Origin of the sequence: Shigella sp. FJ200513, from assembly GCF_040495915.1 — a bacterium.
Lineage (GTDB): Bacteria > Pseudomonadota > Gammaproteobacteria > Enterobacterales > Enterobacteriaceae > ECMA0423.
Window position 1 is genome coordinate 1 of sequence record NZ_JBDYCV010000079.1, and the last position, 18,225, is coordinate 18,225.

The 18,225-nt window shown below is 48.0% G+C and carries 16 protein-coding genes, 4 pseudogenes and 1 riboswitch; of the genes and pseudogenes, 4 read left to right on the top strand and 16 right to left on the bottom strand.

Features of this window, described 5'->3' with window-relative positions; all coding sequences use genetic code 11:
- Positions 1–113: 113 nt before the first annotated feature.
- The 6 genes from ABZJ92_RS15530 to fbaB form a co-directional block, all read right to left on the bottom strand.
- On the bottom strand, positions 114–1,469 hold the full coding sequence (locus ABZJ92_RS15530; protein ID WP_000490711.1) for a PTS galactitol transporter subunit IIC: 1,356 nt from the start codon (positions 1,467–1,469) through the stop codon (positions 114–116).
- Between the two features lie 3 nt (positions 1,470–1,472).
- Complete coding sequence (gene gatB / locus ABZJ92_RS15535; RefSeq protein WP_000823288.1) at positions 1,473–1,757, bottom strand: PTS galactitol transporter subunit IIB; 285 nt, start codon at positions 1,755–1,757, stop codon at positions 1,473–1,475.
- A gap of 30 nt (positions 1,758–1,787) precedes the next feature.
- On the bottom strand, positions 1,788–2,240 hold the full coding sequence (gene gatA / locus ABZJ92_RS15540) for a PTS galactitol transporter subunit IIA (RefSeq protein ID WP_000182919.1): 453 nt from the start codon (positions 2,238–2,240) through the stop codon (positions 1,788–1,790).
- 9 nt (positions 2,241–2,249) lie between these two features.
- Positions 2,250–3,512 (bottom strand): tagatose-bisphosphate aldolase subunit GatZ, encoded by a 1,263-nt coding sequence (gene gatZ / locus ABZJ92_RS15545; protein ID WP_000853873.1) that lies wholly within the window; start codon positions 3,510–3,512, stop codon positions 2,250–2,252.
- A 28-nt stretch (positions 3,513–3,540) separates the two neighbouring features.
- Complete coding sequence (gene gatY, locus ABZJ92_RS15550; RefSeq protein WP_005049088.1) at positions 3,541–4,395, bottom strand: tagatose-bisphosphate aldolase subunit GatY; 855 nt, start codon at positions 4,393–4,395, stop codon at positions 3,541–3,543.
- A gap of 307 nt (positions 4,396–4,702) precedes the next feature.
- Positions 4,703–5,755: a class I fructose-bisphosphate aldolase gene (fbaB, locus tag ABZJ92_RS15555; protein WP_000129574.1), complete on the bottom strand. Its 1,053-nt coding sequence runs from the start codon at positions 5,753–5,755 to the stop codon at positions 4,703–4,705.
- Positions 5,756–5,794: 39 nt separating this feature from the next.
- Here fbaB and ABZJ92_RS15560 point away from each other — a divergent pair.
- Together ABZJ92_RS15560 and ABZJ92_RS15565 are read left to right on the top strand one after the other, a co-directional pair.
- A pseudogene (locus tag ABZJ92_RS15560) lies at positions 5,795–6,798 on the top strand (ADP-ribosylglycohydrolase family protein).
- Positions 6,795–7,760 carry a carbohydrate kinase family protein gene (locus ABZJ92_RS15565; RefSeq protein ID WP_000011982.1) on the top strand — a complete coding sequence of 322 codons (966 nt, stop codon included), beginning with the start codon at positions 6,795–6,797 and terminating at the stop codon, positions 7,758–7,760. The pseudogene ABZJ92_RS15560 and the gene ABZJ92_RS15565 overlap by 4 nt, the downstream one beginning before the upstream one ends.
- Here ABZJ92_RS15565 and ABZJ92_RS15570 read toward each other — a convergent pair.
- The 5 genes and pseudogenes from ABZJ92_RS15570 to rcnR all read right to left on the bottom strand — a co-directional run bounded on the left by ABZJ92_RS15570 (position 7,734) and on the right by rcnR (position 11,494).
- Complete coding sequence (locus tag ABZJ92_RS15570) at positions 7,734–8,480, bottom strand: GntR family transcriptional regulator (RefSeq protein WP_000434028.1); 747 nt, start codon at positions 8,478–8,480, stop codon at positions 7,734–7,736. The two genes, ABZJ92_RS15565 and ABZJ92_RS15570, sit on opposite strands and share 27 nt — an antisense overlap.
- A gap of 51 nt (positions 8,481–8,531) precedes the next feature.
- A pseudogene (locus tag ABZJ92_RS15575) lies at positions 8,532–9,349 on the bottom strand (glycoside hydrolase family 25 protein).
- Positions 9,350–9,413: 64 nt separating this feature from the next.
- Positions 9,414–10,214, bottom strand: coding sequence for a bifunctional hydroxymethylpyrimidine kinase/phosphomethylpyrimidine kinase (gene thiD / locus ABZJ92_RS15580; RefSeq protein ID WP_000822271.1), 801 nt, complete (start codon positions 10,212–10,214; stop codon positions 9,414–9,416).
- Positions 10,211–10,999: a hydroxyethylthiazole kinase gene (gene thiM, locus ABZJ92_RS15585; RefSeq protein ID WP_001195611.1), complete on the bottom strand. Its 789-nt coding sequence runs from the start codon at positions 10,997–10,999 to the stop codon at positions 10,211–10,213. The genes thiD and thiM overlap by 4 nt, the downstream gene beginning before the upstream one ends.
- A 34-nt stretch (positions 11,000–11,033) precedes the next feature.
- A riboswitch (TPP riboswitch) is annotated at positions 11,034–11,130 on the bottom strand.
- 91 nt (positions 11,131–11,221) lie between these two features.
- Positions 11,222–11,494 carry a Ni(II)/Co(II)-binding transcriptional repressor RcnR gene (gene rcnR, locus ABZJ92_RS15590; RefSeq protein WP_000019944.1) on the bottom strand — a complete coding sequence of 91 codons (273 nt, stop codon included), beginning with the start codon at positions 11,492–11,494 and terminating at the stop codon, positions 11,222–11,224.
- 121 nt (positions 11,495–11,615) lie between these two features.
- Between rcnR and rcnA the strand changes: the two are divergent.
- Together rcnA and rcnB are read left to right on the top strand one after the other, a co-directional pair.
- A pseudogene (gene rcnA, locus ABZJ92_RS15595) lies at positions 11,616–12,446 on the top strand (nickel/cobalt efflux protein RcnA).
- Positions 12,447–12,664: 218 nt separating this feature from the next.
- On the top strand, positions 12,665–13,003 hold the full coding sequence (gene rcnB, locus ABZJ92_RS15600; protein ID WP_000153074.1) for a Ni(II)/Co(II) efflux transporter accessory subunit RcnB: 339 nt from the start codon (positions 12,665–12,667) through the stop codon (positions 13,001–13,003).
- Between the two features lie 81 nt (positions 13,004–13,084).
- On the opposite strand, the pseudogene ABZJ92_RS15605 reads toward rcnB, so the two are convergent.
- From ABZJ92_RS15605 to ABZJ92_RS15625, 5 genes and pseudogenes are all read right to left on the bottom strand, one after another.
- Positions 13,085–14,118: pseudogene (locus tag ABZJ92_RS15605) on the bottom strand (putative fimbrial-like adhesin protein).
- Between the two features lie 15 nt (positions 14,119–14,133).
- Positions 14,134–16,596: a fimbrial biogenesis outer membrane usher protein gene (locus ABZJ92_RS15610; RefSeq protein ID WP_000945430.1), complete on the bottom strand. Its 2,463-nt coding sequence runs from the start codon at positions 16,594–16,596 to the stop codon at positions 14,134–14,136.
- A gap of 15 nt (positions 16,597–16,611) precedes the next feature.
- Positions 16,612–17,286 carry a fimbria/pilus periplasmic chaperone gene (locus ABZJ92_RS15615; protein ID WP_000677404.1) on the bottom strand — a complete coding sequence of 225 codons (675 nt, stop codon included), beginning with the start codon at positions 17,284–17,286 and terminating at the stop codon, positions 16,612–16,614.
- A gap of 80 nt (positions 17,287–17,366) precedes the next feature.
- Positions 17,367–17,891 carry a fimbrial protein gene (locus ABZJ92_RS15620; protein ID WP_000830460.1) on the bottom strand — a complete coding sequence of 175 codons (525 nt, stop codon included), beginning with the start codon at positions 17,889–17,891 and terminating at the stop codon, positions 17,367–17,369.
- A gap of 274 nt (positions 17,892–18,165) precedes the next feature.
- Positions 18,166–18,225, bottom strand: a 60-nt coding sequence (locus tag ABZJ92_RS15625) for an IS1 family transposase (protein WP_071528444.1), incomplete at its 5' end; no start/stop codon positions are given.

Sequence of the window (18,225 nt, forward strand, 5' to 3'; positions counted from 1 at the left end):
TGATGGAAATGGAAGCCACGCAAGCACCTTAAAATCACCATCATACACTAAATCAGTAAGTTGGCAGCATTACCCTGATTGTTAAGGGGGATAACCTCCCCCTCAGGTAAAAATTATTCTGCGAGAACGGCTTTCTCTTGTTTAGTAAAACCACGCGCTCTACGCCAGGTCATGAAAATACCGGTCAGATAAATTGCGCCGATAATAATGAAACCGGGAATATTTTGCGGGGAGAAAACCTGAATCAGTAACCAGGTAATGGGAGAACCGCCCTGATCCATTGAAGCCACCATACCCCCGGCTTTTAACGCCCCAGCATTAGCCGCCGGTTGGGTGTGCAAACCAATAGTTTGCGTCGCGATCCACAGGGTGATGCTCATAATGATGACACCCGAGATTAAGGTGCGGAACAGATTTCCACGATGCACCGCGACCGCCATCGCCACGAAGAAGCCGATAGTGGCAAGATCGCCAAACGGCAGTACCTGATTACCCGGAACACAAACAGCAATTAAAATGGTGAGCGGAATAAAAATCAGGCTTGCCGATACCACCGCCGTATGCCCCAGCAGTAATGCGGGATCCAGGCCAATCAGGAACTCCTGACCGCCGAACTTCGCCTGTAAACGACTACGGGCCTGCTTAGCGATGGGCGTTAAACCATCCATGATGGGTTTAATCATCCGTGGCATCAGCAGCATAACTGCCGCCGTTTTTACCGCCAGCTGCAATACACCTTTGACATCGTAACCCGCGAGGATGCCGATAATCAGCCCCATCACAAAACCCACGGTGACAGGTTCGCCAAAAGGGCCAAATTTGCGCTGAATATCGTCGGCGCTAAATTTAATTCGGTTAACGCCTGGGATTTTCTCGATGATAGCATCGACCAGCACCGCAATCGGCCCCATATACGCCGACGTACCGTGCGGAATAGCAATACCTTCCAGCTCAAAGAAATTTCGGGTATCGCGGGCAAACCAGTCGCCGAGCTTATAAACAAACGCCGCGTGAATTACCACACCCGCCATCCCTATCATCCATGAACCGGTTGCCAGGTGCAGCAACGCGCCGGTGAAGGTCATATGCCAGATATTCCAGATATCAACATTTACCACCCGCGTCATACGGGTCAGTAACATCGCCACGTTAACCAATATCGCAATCGGAATCGCCACCAGCGCAATTTGCGACGCCCAGGTCATTGGTGAAGAGCCCGGCCAGCCGACATCGACCACATGCAGATTCAGGTCGAAATTTTCCGCCATCGCTTTCGCCGCCGGACCAATGGAATCCAGCATTAAGCCAATCACAAGGCCAATGCCAACAAAGCCAATCCCGATATGCAGACCCGCTTTAAAGCAATCGCCTGCCTTCATGCCTAATATTTTAGAAAAAATAATGATGACAACCGGCAGCATCACTGTAGGGCCGAGGTCGAGAATATAACGCATGACTTCTGAAAACATAGGTCATCCCTGTAAGATAGTCAGAATTTTATTTTGTAATGCTTCGATACCGACACCAGAAACAAAAGGCATGCCGTGAACTAACGGAATATCGCCAAAACTACGATCCACCCTGGCAGTGGTACATATCAAATGCACACCATCCATATAGGTTTCTATTTCATTAACCCGACACTGGATTAATTCAACAGGAATATTATGACTCTGACACAACTCTTTAATTTCTTCCGCCGCCATCGTAGAGGTCGCAACCGCGCCTCCGCAAGCGACAATAATCTTGCGTTTCATAAATAGTCCTTTTTATTGTTACAGAGGGATTTATTCGTCTGAATCTAAAACATACTTTGTGAAGTATTCCTTTAACTGAGTTTCAGGAAGAGTAATTAGTGTCTCGACGATATCGGGCTGTTGTAACTTGCCAAATAAACAGCGTAAAAGTTTCAATTGCTGCTGCGGATTTTCCACAATCAACGCAATAACCAACGATACCGCCACGTCGTTATCATCATCCGCTTGCTGAAAATGAACTTTATTTGTTGGCCTTAACAGATAAATGGCTGACGACTTAGCATGAATCGCCTCACAATGCGGTATTGCAATGGCGTGCTGCTCAAGCATTATCCCGGTAGGGAATTCTGCTTCTCTGGCAATTAATGCCTGTGGCCAGGTATCATGAACCACACCTTTCGCGAGCATCTCATTACCGATATAGGTTAAAACTTCGCTACGATCGACAAAAGAAATTCCGCTACGAACAAACAGGTTAGTCATATACCGTCCTTATTCCGCACAGCCGTAGCGATAGGCGCGCAAAACATCATAAATTTTATTCATAATAAGCTGATGCGGCATTGCTGATAATTCCCCGGACTGAATGCGTTCAAATTGTTTGGGAAGATACTGACTAATCATGCCCAGTGGGATGTCCACGCCTTGCAGATTCACCATCATCGTTTCAACGCTATTTTTAATCCGACTATGCGGCCAGTAATAACGAATACGATCCGACAGGCTGTAACGAATATCCAGTAATGAATCGTTAAAACCCGTGCGATAATATTTTTTCCAGTATTGCGGTTCGTCGAGCATCACTTCTTCAATTACCGCCAGGCAACCGCTGCGATTTTCGGGGGCGATAAGTTCCTGCTCAATTTGTGCCAGTGCAAATATCGCCTCGCGTAAAGCAAAGGTTAATGCGGGACCGACTTTCAATATTGCAAAGTGATCGCGGACTAATTCCCAATAAGCCGTCCGGGTCTGGTAATCGGTAGAATGTGCTTCATAAACCATTCGGGTGTTTTCTATCCATTGCGCCAGTGCCTGCGCTTCCTGCGGCTGATAATGGATAATATTGCTGTGATCAAATTCCACACCCGGCTGCACCACGATGGCAATCACACGTGTTAACGCCTCTGTCAGCCCACGGGCAATAAAGGCCTTTTGATGCGTACGTAAAGTATTGGCGGCATCTTCAACATGGGTGATGTGTACTGACTGAATGGCGCTGGCCTCACCGCCCGGAACCGGAACTTCAGTGCCAATGACATAGCTCAGTTGCTCACGCTGGCAATCTGTCGCCACACTTTCCGCAGCAAAGCAAAGCACAGCAGCTCGTTCCGCAACCGTTTCTGGTGCTAACGGTATGGTATCCCCCGCGCAGGACATTGACGCATCAAGATGAATTTTACTGAAGCCAGCACGAACATATGCTTTTACCAGCTCGACGGATTTTTCCATCGCCGCATCCGCATTTTCTTGCTGCCAGCAGTTTGGTCCCAGATGATCGCCGCCGAGAATAATGCGTTCGCGTGCAAACCCAACTTTATCGGCAATCGTAAAAACAAATTCGCGAAAGTCTGCCGGTGTCATTCCGGTATAACCGCCAAATTGATTGACCTGGTTTGACGTTGCTTCAATCAGCACTTTGCGCGTGCTGTTGCGATCAAATGCCAGCGCCGCTTCGATAACCAACGGATGGGCAGAACAGACTGAACATATGCCGATATGTTCACCAGCTTTATGCCGGGCAATTAACGTTTTCATGTTTTTTCCTTGTTAAATGGCAGGTGCGTTATGCCCTGCCCTCGCAGCCACAATCGGCAATCACTTTGCTCACCACATCGCGCATTGCGGATTTAGCCGACTGCAAATAATCCCGGGGATCGGTCGCTTCGGGGTGCTCGGTCAGGTAATTTTTTAACGACTGCAAGAAGGCATTTTTCAGCTCCGTTGCAACGTTGATTTTGCATATCCCCAGTTTGATGGTTTGCTGAATATCCTTAGTCGATAATCCTGACGCGCCATGCAGCACCAGCGGTAAGTTCACCCACTGGCGAATGTTCTCCAGTCGAGAAAAATCAAGCACCGGTGCGCTGGCATACATACCGTGAGCCGTGCCGATGGCGACCGCCAGGGAATCAATCCCGGTTGCCTCGGCAAATTCACGCGCCTGTGCGGGGTTGGTGTACAACGCATCGACTTCATTGACTTGCACATCATCTTCCTGGCCGCCAAGTTGCCCCAGCTCCGCCTCGACGCTGACATCAAAGCGATGGCAAAAATCCACCACCTCTTTGACCCGTGAAATATTTTGCGCAAAAGGCAAATGCGAGGCGTCAATCATGACTGAGCGCACGCCAGAACGAACCTTCTGAGCGATATCGTCAAATTTCGTGTGATGGTCGAGATGAATTGCCAGTGGATGGTGATATTGCTTCGCCATCGCGCTGACCAGCGCCAACAGATTTTCTGTACCAGCATGAGTAAATGTGCCAGGCGTTCCGGCGATGATGACCGGCGCATGCAGGTTGGCAGCGGTTTCCACCACCACTTGCATCGTTTCGAGATTGTGAATATTGAATGCCGGAACCGCATAACCGCCGCGCTGTGCGTTGTTCAGCATCTGCTTTGTCGATACCACGTACATTTTCATATCTTGTCGTTTGCTTTCGATTTCAAAATATAATGAAATTATTTGCTTTTAAATGTCGAGATAATGATCGCAAAAACAACAATATGAAAATTGTTCGAGGAGTGAAAGGCAAAAAAACGGCCTCCCGATAGGGAAGCCGTAGCAAAGTGCGCGTGTTTTTATGCCGGATGCGGTGTAAACATACGTGGCAGTGCTATGTAGGCATGATAAGACGCTTCCGCGTCGCATCAGGCATAGGTTGCCGGATGCAGTGTAAACGTCTTATCCGTCCTACGGGGTGGTGCTGTTCGTATGAGGCGTATCAGGCAATAGTAATTTTGCTATCGAGATAAACGTCCTGCACGGCATTAATCAGTTTCACGCCGTCAGCCATCGATTTCTTGAACGCCTTACGTCCAAGAATCAGCCCCATTCCGCCTGCGCGTTTGTTGATAACCGCAGTACGCACTGCATCGCTGAGGTCAGTTTCACCGCCTGCAGCACCGCCGGAGTTTATCAACCCAGCCCGGCCCATATAGCAGTTAGCTAACTGATAACGCACCAGATCAATCGGGTTTTCGCTGGTTAACTTGCTGTACACGCGATCGTCGGTATAACCGTAATTAATCGCTTTATAGCCGCCGTTATTTTCCGCCATTTTTTGTTTGACGATATCTGCACCTATGGTTGCCGCCAGATGGTTCGCCTGACCAGTCAGGTCGGCGGAAACATGGTAATCAACGCCATCTTTCTTAAAGGCGGAGTTTCGCAAATAGGCCCACAGCACTGTCACCATGCCCAGCTCGTGCGCGCGTTCAAAGGCCGCAGAAATTTCTTCAATCTGGCGACGTGACTCTTCCGAGCCAAAATAGATAGTCGCACCAACCGCCACCGCGCCCATGTTGAAGGCCTGCTCCACGCTGGCATACAGCGTTTGATCGTAGGTATTCGGGTAACTTAGCGTCTCGTTGTGATTAAGTTTGACGAGAAATGGAATGCGATGCGCATAGCGCCGCGATACCGACACCAACACGCCGTAAGTTGATGCCACACAGTTACAGCCCGCTTCGATCGCCAGTTCAACAATGTTTTTCGGGTCAAAGTAGAGCGGGTTAGCAGCAAATGAAGCTCCGGCAGAGTGCTCAACGCCCTGGTCAACCGGCAGAATAGAAAGATATCCTGTGCCAGCCAGACGCCCGGTGTTGTACAACGTCTGCATATTACGTAACACCGCTGGCGGGCGATTATTGTCAATCATCACGCGGTCTACGTAGTCATGTCCGGGGAGATAAAGCTGGTCAGAAGGAATAGTCATACAACGGTGCTGTAAAAGGTTGTCGGCGTCTTTGCCAAGCAACTGCGCAATATCTGTCATTACTATGCTCCCGTAAATTCCGATTCAAGGGGAAGTTAAATGAAAACAGAACGTATTCTCGGTGCTCTTTATGGGCAGGCGTTAGGGGATGCGATGGGGATGCCCTCCGAGCTTTGGCCACGCAGCCGCGTTAAAGCACACTTTGGCTGGATTGACCGTTTTCTGCCTGGACCAAAGGAGAATAACGCGGCCTGTTATTTTAACCGCGCCGAATTCACCGACGATACCTCGATGGCCTGTGTCTGGCGGATGCGTTACTGGAATGTGAAGGCAAGATCGATCCGAATCTGATTGGGCGTAATATTCTCGACTGGGCGTTGCGTTTCGACGCCTTTAACAAAAACGTACTAGGTCCGACCTCGAAGATTGCGCTTAACGCCATTCGCGACGGTAAACCCGTTGCTGAACTGGAAAACAACGGCGTAACCAACGGCGCAGCGATGCGCGTCTCGCCATTAGGTTGTTTGCTTCCAGCGCGTGATGTTGATTCCTTTATTGATGATGTGGCGCTGGCGTCCAGCCCGACCCATAAATCCGATCTGGCGGTTGCAGGCGCGGTAGTCATCGCATGGGCGATTTCTCGTGCCATTGACGGAGAACGCTGGTCAGCGATTGTTGATTCATTGCCTTCAATTGCGCGACATGCACAGCAAAAACGCACCACCACGTTCAGCGCCTCACTGGCGGCACGTCTGGAGATTGCGCTGAAAATTGTGCGTAATGCCGACGGCACCGAATCCGCCCGCGAACAGCTTTACCAGGTCGTTGGCGCAGGCACCAGCACTATTGAGTCCGTTCCGTGCGCCATTGCGCTAGTTGAACTGGCACAAACCGACCCAAACCGCTGCGCCGTCCTGTGCGCCAATCTTGGCGGCGACACAGACACCATAGGTGCTATGGCGACGGCGATTTGCGGCGCGTTGCATGGCATTAACGCTGTCGATCCTGCGTTAAAGGCGGAGCTGGATGCGGTAAATCAGCTTGATTTCAACCGCTATGCCACAGCGCTGGCGAAATATCGTCAACAACGGGAGGCGGTATGAGCGGCGCTCGATTACACACACTGCTGCCTGAATTAACCACGCGTCAGCCGGTGATGGTCGTCGGCGCGGCGGTCATTGACGTGATCGCCGACGCTTATGCCCTCCCCTGGCGTGGGTGCGATATCGAACTGAAACAGCAGAGCGTTAACGTTGGCGGCTGCGCACTGAATATTGCCGTGGCGTTAAAGCGCCTCGGCATCGAAGCGGGTAATGCCTTGCCGCTCGGTCAGGGCGTGTGGGCGGAGATTATTCGCAACCGGATGGCGAAAGAGGGGTTAATCAGCCTGATCGATAACGCCGAAAGCGATAACGGCTGGTGTCTGGCACTGGTTGAGCCGGATGGCGAACGCACTTTTATGTCATTCAGCGGTGTGGAAAATCAATGGAATCGCCAATGGTTGGCACGATTAACCGTTGCGCCTGGCAACCTGCTCTATTTTTCCGGTTATCAACTGGCCTCGCCCTGCGGCGAATTGTTAGTGGAATGGCTGGAAAAGCTGCAAGACGTGACGCCGTTTATCGATTTTTGCCCACGTATTGGCGATATCCCGGACGCATTACTGGCGCGGATCATGGCCTGTCGACCTTTAGTGTCACTCAATCGTCAAGAGGCTGAGATTGCCGCCGAACGTTTTGCTTTATCCGCAGAGATAACAACACTTGGCAAGCAATGGCAGGAGAAATTTGCCGCGCCGTTGATCGTTCGTCTCGATAAAGAAGGCGCATGGTATTTCAGCAACGACGCTTCTGGCTGCATTCCGGCATTTCCAACGCAAGTTGTAGACACCATTGGGGCGGGCGACAGTCATGCAGGTGGCGTACTTGCCGGGCTGGCCTCTGGTCTGCCACTGGCGGATGCCGTATTACTGGGCAATGCAGTGGCGTCGTGGGTTGTCGGGCATCGGGGCGGTGATTGTGCGCCAACGCGCGAGGAACTACTCCTCGCACACAAAAACGTATAGATCGCTGCGACAGTGGCTAATGCTGTACTCAATAGGCCGTTGCTGTTGGTCAAGCGCCACTTGCTTGATCACCAGCACCGGTATTTTGCTATCTAACTGAATATGTGACTGAAACTCGGCATCCGGCATCCGGGCGCTAACGCGGGAACGCGTACGTTGTGGGTAAATGTGCTGGCTGCGGAAATAGTCATAAAGAGAAATTCCGATGGCATCAACATCATGAATTAAATGCGCCGGAACCCACGATTCCTCAATCGATACCGCTTCTTCATCGACATAGCGAATACGCTTAAGCAAAAAGACATCACTTCCCGCTTCGGCCGCCAGCTGCTGCGCAACTTCTTCGGGACATTTCACGACACGCTTATTAACCCATAGCGTATCGGGCTTTTTCCCGCGCAATACCACCTGCTGAGAAAAACCTCTCGCTTCTTTCAACGAGTATTCGAAGATGTTGTTGATCTGCGTGCCGTAACCGCGCGAACGCGTCACCACGCCCTCTTCTTCCAGCGCCTGCATCGCCTTGCGCACCGTAATGCGCGAAACGCCGGTTAACTGACTTAAATCACGCTCACCGGGCAAAATATTGCCATGCTCCAGCACCCCGCTGCGCACGGCATTTTTTACCGTTTCGGCAAACTTAATATAAAGCGGCGTGTTATCCGCCGCTAAAATACGCTCGTTCAGTTGGGCAATCAGCTGGGTATGCGCTTGTTCCATTTGTCTTTTTCCTGCCAGGGAGTCTGGTGGGAGTATATCACTGCTTCTTATTTAAGGCGTTTCTTTAATCCCATCAACGAATGCCTGCAACTCATCCCCGTGCCATTAAACACATTAAAATCCACCGGACCATTGATGCCATCTACCTGTCCACGGTCGGAATGCTGCCAGAAGCGCCAGGCCATGCCGTCATTGTCCGGACGACGTTGATAATAGTGAGCCACCCACCACGGATATTCATTGAAATAGCCCGCCAGATTGGTGTGATAAAAAACGGCTCCTGAGTAAATAATCGGCTTTTTTCCCGTGCGTTTTTCGACCATTTTTAGCCACTGACTTACCCGCTTGCGTAATTCTTTTGCCGATAATTTTCCCCGTTCTTCTACGTCCAGCACGGCAGGGAAATCGCCTTGTGAGAAATCCACCGTTTGCAGAAATAATCGCGCCTGAACTGAAGCGGATACCGACGGGGAGAAATAATGATACGCCCCGCGCAGCAGGCCATTTTCGCGGCTTAATTGCCAGTTACGCGAAAAATAGGGGTCCACCAGCTTTTCGCCTTCCGTAGCCTTAATAAAAGCAAACTGTAAGCGGATATCGTTGTCGCGCATTTTTGCCACCCGCTGCCAGTCGATACGCTCCTGCCAGCGCGAAACATCTAATCCGTGAATGGTGTAACTGGCAGGAATGCGAATAGCGAAAGATTTAACCGGGCGATAACCGTAGAAGTGGATGTAGTCTGTAATCTGAACTGCTGTCGAATAGAAAAAATTCACCGTCTGACGCGGATAAATTGCAACGATGGAAATTAGCCCAAGAGCGCATAATAGAGCGGTGAGTTTTTTTCGACTGGTAATTCTTAGCTGCATTGGTTTCATCCCTGAATGTCAGTGCCAAAGGCTGACAATAACCAAAGCAGCTATAGTACGGTGCTCACCACCAGGCGTGGAAGTGGTGAACCGGACCAATACCGTGACCAACTTCCAGCGTGTCGGCCTGGGCTAACGCCGATGAAAGCCAGATTTTTGCCTCCTGTACGGTGTCAGCCCAGTTTGTATGGCGCGGGCGTAGTGCAGCCAACGCCGCAGAGAGTGTACAACCAGTGCCGTGGGTGTTTTTGGTCATAATGCGCGGTGCGGTAAACCGTTGTTCACCCTCGCGGGTAAACAGCCAGTCCGGGCTTTGCTCATCATCCAGATGACCACCTTTCATTAGCACTGCGCCACAGCCCATCGCCAACAGCGATCGCCCTTGTTCCAGCATTTCCTGTTCGGTGCGCGCGTGTGGCGCGTCGAGCAAGGCGGCAGCTTCGGGCAAGTTTGGCGTTATTAATGAAACCTGTGGCAATAATCGACTGCGCAGCGTAGCAACCGCCGAAGGTGAAAGCAGCGGGTCGCCGCTTTTTGCCAGCATAACGGTGTCGAGTACCACGTTTTGGATCTGATAACGTTGCAACCGTTCTGCCACCGCTTCAACAATATCGGTTTCCGCCAACATACCGATTTTAGTGGTATCGATTCGCACATCGCTGAACACCGAATCGAGCTGGGCGGCGACAAAATCAGGCTCAATGCGATACACCGACTGTACGCCACGGGTATTTTGCGCCACCAGTGCAGTAATAACTGAGCAACCATAAGCGCCAAGTGCCGAGAAGGTTTTAAGATCGGCCTGAATCCCCGCACCACCACTCGGATCAGTACCGGCAATCGTCAGAGCGTTAATTCGTTTCATGCCTGCACCTCCTGCGTCAATTGCCAGAGCGCATCAAGGAAATGTGGAACAAAACTGCCTGGCCCCTCGCTTCTGGCGACTGCGCGTTCTCCGGCTTGTTTCATCCAGTGACAGGCAGATGCGACATTTTCCAGCGTATCGCCTGGTAACGCACAGCAGGCAGCGACAACCGCCGATAATGCACAGCCAGTTCCTACCACTTTGGTCATTAACGGATCGCCACCGTGAATACCAATGATACGATGTCCATCGGTAACATAATCCACCTCGCCAGTGACCACGACGATTGCGCCAGTTTCCCGTGCCAGTGTTTGTGCAGCGGGTATCGCGTTAGCTGCGGCGTCAGTGGTATCCACTCCCCGTCCGCCATTAGCAATGCCAGCTAATGCCATGATTTCCGAAGCATTACCACGTATCGCTGCCGGTTTAAAAGATAAAAGTTCATGACAAAAATGGCGGCGATAATCGAGCGCACCAACCGCTACTGGATCAAGCGTCCAGCGTGTTTGAGAGCTTTTTGCTTGCTCAACGGCAGCACGCATCGCCTGTGCGCGTGGCTGCGTCAGTGTGCCAACGTTAATCAACAAGGCACTGGCGATAGCCGCAAACTGACTGGCCTCTTCGGTTTCGATAACCATCGCTGGCGATGCACCGAGCGCCAGCAAGGTATTGGCGGTAAAGGTTTGCACCACATCATTGGTCATGCAGTGCACAAGAGGGGAATGTTGGTGAAAAAGGTGTAACGCGTGCGCAGATTGCGCTGAACTCAGCAGGTCGACTTGCATAGTTTGCTCCTGCCATAACGTGAAGAAGCAATGACCTGGTGGTCCGTGACTTCCCTACGCTGGCATTATCCAGATCAGGTGATACGGGTATTTCTCAGCCTTCACGCAGAAGGGCACCCCGAGTCGTTTGGTTGCGATGATAAATCGCAGAGGAGGATGGTAATGTCCAGCGCCCCCGTTGTAAACGAGGAAAAACGGCAGTTTTACAATCGCGTTAATAAATTATTTGATATATGAATCCAGCACCTTCAGAACGACATCCAGATCTTCTTCACGTTTTAGCTCATCCCCCTGGTGAACGATGTGTTCCGTCAGATGACCTTTAATCACTTCCCGCATCAGACCGTTTACCGCTCCACGGATAGCAGCAATCTGTTGTAAAACTGCAGCGCATTCGTGCGGCTCGTCGAGCATTTTCTTGAGCGCCACGACCTGGCCCTGAATCTTACTGGCACGCGCTTTCAGTTTCTGTTTATCACGGATTGTATGAGACATGGCAACACCTGGTTAACAAGAATATGAAAAATCATAGCACTATTAATCTACTGGGGGGGTAGTATCAGGTACTGGGGGGGAGTAGAATCAGATTGCCGAATTAATACTAAGAATTATTATCATGACCGAATTTACAACTCTTCTTCAGCAAGGAAACGCCTGGTTCTTCATCCCCAGCGCCATCTTACTTGGTGCGCTTCATGGCCTGGAACCAGGGCACTCAAAAACGATGATGGCGGCGTTTATCATCGCCATCAAAGGCACCATTAAACAGGCGGTGATGCTCGGACTGGCAGCAACCATTTCGCATACCGCGGTGGTCTGGTTGATTGCCTTTGGCGGGATGGTGATCAGTAAGCGCTTTACTGCTCAATCAGCAGAACCGTGGCTCCAGCTGATTTCCGCAGTGATCATTATTGGCACCGCGTTCTGGATGTTCTGGCGTACCTAGCGCGGCGAACGCAACTGGCTGGAGAATATGCACGGGCATGATTATGAGCATCATCACCATCATCACGATCACGAACATCACCACGACCAAGGACATCATCACCATCACGAACATGGCGAGTATCAGGATGCCCATGCACGAGCCCATGCCAATGACATTAAACGACGCTTTGATGGTAGAGAGGTCATCAACTGGCAAATTTTGTTATTTGGCTTAACCGGTGGCTTTATCCCCTGCCCGGCAGCAATTACCGTGCTGTTGATATGCATTCAGTTGAAAGCCCTGACACTGGGCGCAACACTGGTCGTCAGTTTCAGCATTGGCCTGGCGTTAACGCTTGTCACCGTAGGCGTTGGCGCAGCAATCAGCGTTCAGCAGGTCGCAAAACGCTGGAGCGGATTTAACACTCTCGCTAAACGCGCCCCCTATTTTTCCAGTCTGTTGATTGGCTTAGTCGGTGTGTATATGGGCGTACATGGCTTCATGGGCATAATGCGATAACTCAATCCTTTAGGCTTGCATGTTATCTTCAGCCCAGGATGATTCTTAAATCAGCTATTTCCGCTGACTCTCTGCTCGCTAAGGATGCTTTTAGGGCATCCTTTCATTTACACTTTTTACGAAATCATGGGATCACTAACAAAATATCGCTTGTCAGTTATATTGTATGACAGGAAAGATATGCGACTGATATTACAGATCCCCAAAGTGGAGAGTTTATGACCATTAAAAATAAGATGTTGCTGGGTGTGCTTTTGCTGGTTACCAGTGCCGCCTGGGCCGCACCAGCCACCGCGGGTTCGACCAATACCTCGGGAATTTCTAAGTATGAGTTAAGTAGTTTCATTGCTGACTTTAAGCATTTCAAACCAGGTGATACCGTCCCAGAGATGTACCGCACCGATGAGTACAACATTAAGCAGTGGCAGTTACGTAACCTGCCCGCGCCTGATGCCGGGACGCACTGGACCTATATGGGTGGCGCGTACGTGTTGATCAGCGACACCGACGGTAAAATCATTAAAGCCTACGACGGTGAGATTTTTTATCATCGCTAAAAAAAGCCCCCTCATCATGAGGGGGAAATGCAGACACCTTGTTATTTTTTATTATTAGCCACTTGCTCGTTTTGCTTGTTATTAGTCGTATTTCACGTTGATTAATGCGGTTGCCTCCAGTGCGCCAGATTTAACTTTGTTTGTATCGTAGACGTAGTAACTGGCTGTTATCGGAATTGAAACCGTTGTATCTGTAAGTTTTGACTTTGCCGCAATTTCTTTTAAATTTGTGTATCCTTTACTGCTGTTAGTGATATTTAAAAGTGTGACTGGCGAACCATTACTTTCAAGAATAAATCCTACGCATTATCTTCCGCACCTTTCAGTATTGTGTTGCTGTTGGTTAACAAGTCAGAACTTGATAAATACACCTGCATTTTCCGTGATGTTTGATTTTGTTGACCTAATAAATTTTTACAACGCAGAATAATATCCCTTTTTTTACTATTTATTGTTGCTTTGTTACCTGTGGCTGGTAATTGTAAAACGGGAATACTGTCTAAAGTAATTAATAAATCGTCCTGTTTGCAGGTTGTGGTTATCGGGTTGTATGACAATGTCAGATTGAAGGAATAGACACCTGCATTTTGTGCCAATGCATTTCTGTAGCTATTTACACATGCACCCCATGACTTGCCACCTAATAAACACAGTAGAAATTGTACTGCGGCACTCCCGCGTGTCGATGATGAAGCACTGGATAATGTCGCAACACCATTAATCATCACTGAACCACCGCCCCCCGCAGAAATATTCACTTTTGCATTACTGGCCGCAGGTGTCACCGTTACCGAATAACCACTGGTGAAACTGCTCTGATTATTTGACAACGTGATGTTGTTTTTATTGGTCCATTCAAAATGTAAATTTAATTTAATGGTATCGTTATAAAGTCCAACAATAATATCCGATGGGCTCATAGGGGTGATAGTATTTGTACTCACGCATGACGAATCATTAAAATTATGCTCATATGTCGCTATTTGTGTTTGAGTAAGTGCAAAATTCCCCTGAACAACCAAATTGTGCTGAACAGATAACTCACTATAACATGCCGCATAGCTCACAGGCATAACCATCATCATTAATATAAATAGCATTATGCGAATTTCCATAGAACCACCTGACTATTACTGGCAAATATAATTTCTACTTTCATCAATCTCTTTACCGAAGGTGATTGTGCATGAAAGTCCTTGTTGCTTATCAATTGCTACATTAACCGATGGCGGTATTTCATTGGTGCGAATAAATAACTGGCTTCCCTGGCCGACAACGCCAATATTATGACCATGGATATCATTGACTTCATAACCAAACGTTAATGGTTGACCATCCGCTCTTAACGCTTTTATAAACCAGGGCTTGCGCTGATCGGTATCAAAATTAACCAGTACAACCGCGCCGCGATAAGGGGCGGCAATTTTCCGGTTGCCACGTAATTCTGCTTCGCTATCGCTTTGCGACACATCCAGCATCAGGTGATTTTCCCGATAAGGTGTCATTCCGTCGTATACCACCACTCCATTACGGTTTGTTGTGCGATATTTTTGCCCATTGACATAAGCATCTTTAATTCCTGGCGCATTCATCACAGCAAACGTTTCGGAAAGACGGTTCGCCAGATTAACGCCACCCGACCAGGCGACAATGCCCCCTGAAACACTGGCTCCAGTCTGTCGATAAGTACTCGACTGACTATAACTGCCATTCACTGTCGCAACCGGCGCGTTCCAGGTCAAATTCGCCCCAGCTGTCGTTTCATTTCCCTGATGTTGATGACTCAGGTTGACACCATAATTGAACTGATCCCGACTCCCTACTGTTCCTGATAATCCCGTATTATTTGAGGCAAAACCCTGATCATCAAACGTCGTTGAGTTAGACATATATATTTGCCGACGAGGCGTCGTAACGTCATCACCCCAATCACAGGGAATTGATATAAAAATATTAAAACGTTTCTCTTCATGATGATTCTCGCCATACGCCTGGCTTGCCGCGAGGGTATAGCTTATCCGCCGCCAGTTATTGGAATAACTCAACTGATAATCCTTACTGCTGCCGCTACGCCCCCAGTAATCTCGCCATAACGTACTTAAGGACACAGAACCCCAGCCTTCTGGCAATGACTGGCTCATATTGGCAGAAAAGCTATTTTTACGGCCAAAATCGTTCTGGTAATAATCGGCAATGTCATAGATATCGTTTTCATCACGGCGATAATTATCTTTATTGTTTGCCCAAACGTGATCGTTAAATGTCCGGTAATCACGCGACGAATAACGCCAGGCCGCCAGACCAAAACGCGTCGACGTTTGGCTCACAAATTTGTTGTAGGCAATTTGATAACTTTGCCCGTCAAACACATCGCCGTTGTCTTGTTTACTATGCGACTTCGTGGCATCGACGGAAATTGCGCCAATGCGCGTGTTCCAACCCGTTCCGAGGGTAAACGCATAGTAATTATTAGCAACCATCGTGCCGCCATACAGCGTCAATAAGTTATTAAAACCATACTGATAACCTGCCTGGACAAAATCACTTTGCTTGCTCGCCCCCGCCGCAAAATCATATTTCGACACGCCGGGTTGCAGCATATTTGGCACCGCTGCATAAGGCACCAGATAGGTGGTTACCGAGCCGTCCGCCTCTTTCACGCTAACATCAAGATCTGCTCCACCACCGGCCAACTGCAAATCTGTAATCGCAAACGGGCCAGGAGGAACCTCTTTCTGATAAACCACAAAACCATTCTGTTCAATAGTTACCAGCGCGTTACTCTGAGCAATCCCCTGCACCCGTGGCGTAAAATTTTGTTTCGAGTTAGGCAACATCTGCATATCACGAAACAACCGCACACCGCTGAAGCGAACAGAATCAAAAATATCGCTTGATGTGTACATATCACCCACGCGAAGCGTGCCGAGAAATTGGGCAAATCCACGTTCCAGATACAGGGTATTGCTTTTCCACACCCCTGGATTGTTATTTGTTTTACTGAAACTGGCATCAGAATGCAGTTGCCACTCCAGTAAATTTAACCCGCTGTTAAAACGTACATATGTACTCTTGTTGTTACCCGACGCTTTATAGTCGCTGTAATACTGACTCACATAATAAGAAGTATAAAACGCATTAATACCCCGCTCCCAGTTTTCCGGTGGAACATAGCCACTTTCCAGTTCTTCCACCCAAGCCTGCGGGACACTGAAATCGAGACGAAAAACCCCGATATCCCAGCTATAGCTCCCACCCTGAACAAGTTGCTCAAATGTTAAACATTGCTTACCGCTGGCGAAGTTATCGCTATTAATGCCTAACCGCTTGATAACTTCTCTTGATAAACATGTTTCTTGCGGGTTGTCTTTAACAATAATCTCATATTTCCCGCGCCATTGCTTATTGACATAAATATCGATGTCATACTGCCCCGGTAAGGGTTGATTATCATCAAGACGAATATTTGCAACCTGCTGGTCTTTCATTCCACCTATCATAAAATGGGTATCAAAGGTTTCTTCAGCTGCATAAGCTTCAATGCCGAGCAATAACGCTACGATTGCTGATGCAAGTGGGGTCATTCTCAACATAGGCAGCTCCTGCAATTAAATTTTGTCACTAATATAGTTGCCGTGGTCATTGATAATGGTCAGATACCAGTTATTTGCATTATTACTTTTGATATTAACACTCTGACTTTCTAAGGGGGCAATCATAATAGTTTCATAATTGACTTTAACATTATTAGCTTTGACATCCGAAATCGTCACCCAATTAGCTGAGTCATTTTTTATCACCAATCCATTGCCACTGCGATTTACCAGTAACTTTTTAAAGGTCGCTTTATTTACCGGAGCAATACCCGCTGGCCGGTAAAACAACTTAATTCTGTTTTGCATCGCAAACTTCAGTGCATTCTTGCCTTCTTGCTCTGGACTATTTGGTGGAATATACAGAACATTCAGATAAAAAATGCTTTCTTTATTAGTGGGCAGTTTATTCGGCATAATTTTGATTTTTACTTGCTGCCCGGAATTTGCCCCTATTTTTGCCACTGGTGGCGTTAACATGAAAGGAACCTGAATTTTTTCTGGTGGTAACGACGTATCGCCATCATCAATCCACGCCTGCAGCAGCGAAGAACGATTTCCCTGGTTCATCAACTGCACCATAACTTCTTTATTTTCTGCCGGGTAAATAATGCGCGTCCCGTAGATAACAATTCCGGCATGTGCAGGAAGGACCATAGAAAAAATGAGTAAAGATAATAATCCTTTCATCTTAATGCCTCTTAAATTAAAAAGCCGCCATGGGGATAGCGGCCATGTTTATTACCTGGAGAAACTTGCAATTTTATTTATTAATCCTGCGCCACACGCATAACCAGAGAAGATAACACATCACCTGATTGCACTGAGTTATCTGTCAGTTTCAGGTATTTTGCTTTAAACGGAATAGCATATTGACCTTCCGCTGTTTTATAACTCTCAATGTTAAAAGGTGCAGAAACATCTAGGACATCGCTGTTATCACCTACGGTATCGTTGCTACTGGCTATCGCCTTATCGTTACCGGTTATTTTGTCGTTTGTGATCAACGAGAGTTTTACACCAGCAACTTCTTTCGGGCAGCTAATTTTTAACATGCTGCTGGTTACACCGACTGCATCATCATAGGTAGAATATTTAGCTTTACCTTCAAAGACAGTGGTTGGTACAGTCGGCATATTAATACTTACTGAATCACCACCCGCTTCGAATTTACACGGAGATTCTGCAATATTTCCTTTAATGGTTAATGTTCCGGTATCAACGTCTGCAGCAAATACTCCAGCGCTCATAAAAAAAGAAGAAAAGACAGCGGCAGCAATAATTGAACGTTTCATAATATGTTCCTTAATAAAATTTATTTTTGGTTGTTAAGAGTCTGTATCTCTTGGAACAAATTTCTCACATCAAAAAAGCTGCCGCAATGTAAACATATTGTTTTATTGATTTAAAACAAATTAACCAATGCAATATAAATACAACAAATACTTAAGAATATTAAATATTTATCACATCTATTAATTAATGTAGATTTATGTAAATGGTATTGTTGATATCAATAAAAAAGACGAAATCATTTATATAAATGATTTCGTCGGTAATGACTCCAACTTACTGATAGTGTTTTATGTTCAGATAATGCCCGATGACCTTGTCATGCAGCTCCACCGA

Excerpts from the sequence above, each read along its gene's own strand:
- ABZJ92_RS15530 (WP_000490711.1), bottom strand. The coding sequence starts at position 1,469 with ATGTTTTCAGAAGTCATGCGTTATATTCTCGACCTCGGCCCTACAGTG.
- gatB (WP_000823288.1), bottom strand. The coding sequence starts at position 1,757 with ATGAAACGCAAGATTATTGTCGCTTGCGGAGGCGCGGTTGCGACCTCT.
- gatA (WP_000182919.1), bottom strand. The coding sequence starts at position 2,240 with ATGACTAACCTGTTTGTTCGTAGCGGAATTTCTTTTGTCGATCGTAGC.
- gatZ (WP_000853873.1), bottom strand. The coding sequence starts at position 3,512 with ATGAAAACGTTAATTGCCCGGCATAAAGCTGGTGAACATATCGGCATA.
- gatY (WP_005049088.1), bottom strand. The coding sequence starts at position 4,395 with ATGTACGTGGTATCGACAAAGCAGATGCTGAACAACGCACAGCGCGGC.
- fbaB (WP_000129574.1), bottom strand. The coding sequence starts at position 5,755 with ATGACAGATATTGCGCAGTTGCTTGGCAAAGACGCCGACAACCTTTTA.
- ABZJ92_RS15565 (WP_000011982.1), top strand. The coding sequence starts at position 6,795 with ATGAGCGGCGCTCGATTACACACACTGCTGCCTGAATTAACCACGCGT.
- ABZJ92_RS15570 (WP_000434028.1), bottom strand. The coding sequence starts at position 8,480 with ATGGAACAAGCGCATACCCAGCTGATTGCCCAACTGAACGAGCGTATT.
- thiD (WP_000822271.1), bottom strand. The coding sequence starts at position 10,214 with ATGAAACGAATTAACGCTCTGACGATTGCCGGTACTGATCCGAGTGGT.
- thiM (WP_001195611.1), bottom strand. The coding sequence starts at position 10,999 with ATGCAAGTCGACCTGCTGAGTTCAGCGCAATCTGCGCACGCGTTACAC.
- rcnR (WP_000019944.1), bottom strand. The coding sequence starts at position 11,494 with ATGTCTCATACAATCCGTGATAAACAGAAACTGAAAGCGCGTGCCAGT.
- rcnB (WP_000153074.1), top strand. The coding sequence starts at position 12,665 with ATGACCATTAAAAATAAGATGTTGCTGGGTGTGCTTTTGCTGGTTACC.
- ABZJ92_RS15610 (WP_000945430.1), bottom strand. The coding sequence starts at position 16,596 with ATGTTGAGAATGACCCCACTTGCATCAGCAATCGTAGCGTTATTGCTC.
- ABZJ92_RS15615 (WP_000677404.1), bottom strand. The coding sequence starts at position 17,286 with ATGAAAGGATTATTATCTTTACTCATTTTTTCTATGGTCCTTCCTGCA.
- ABZJ92_RS15620 (WP_000830460.1), bottom strand. The coding sequence starts at position 17,891 with ATGAAACGTTCAATTATTGCTGCCGCTGTCTTTTCTTCTTTTTTTATG.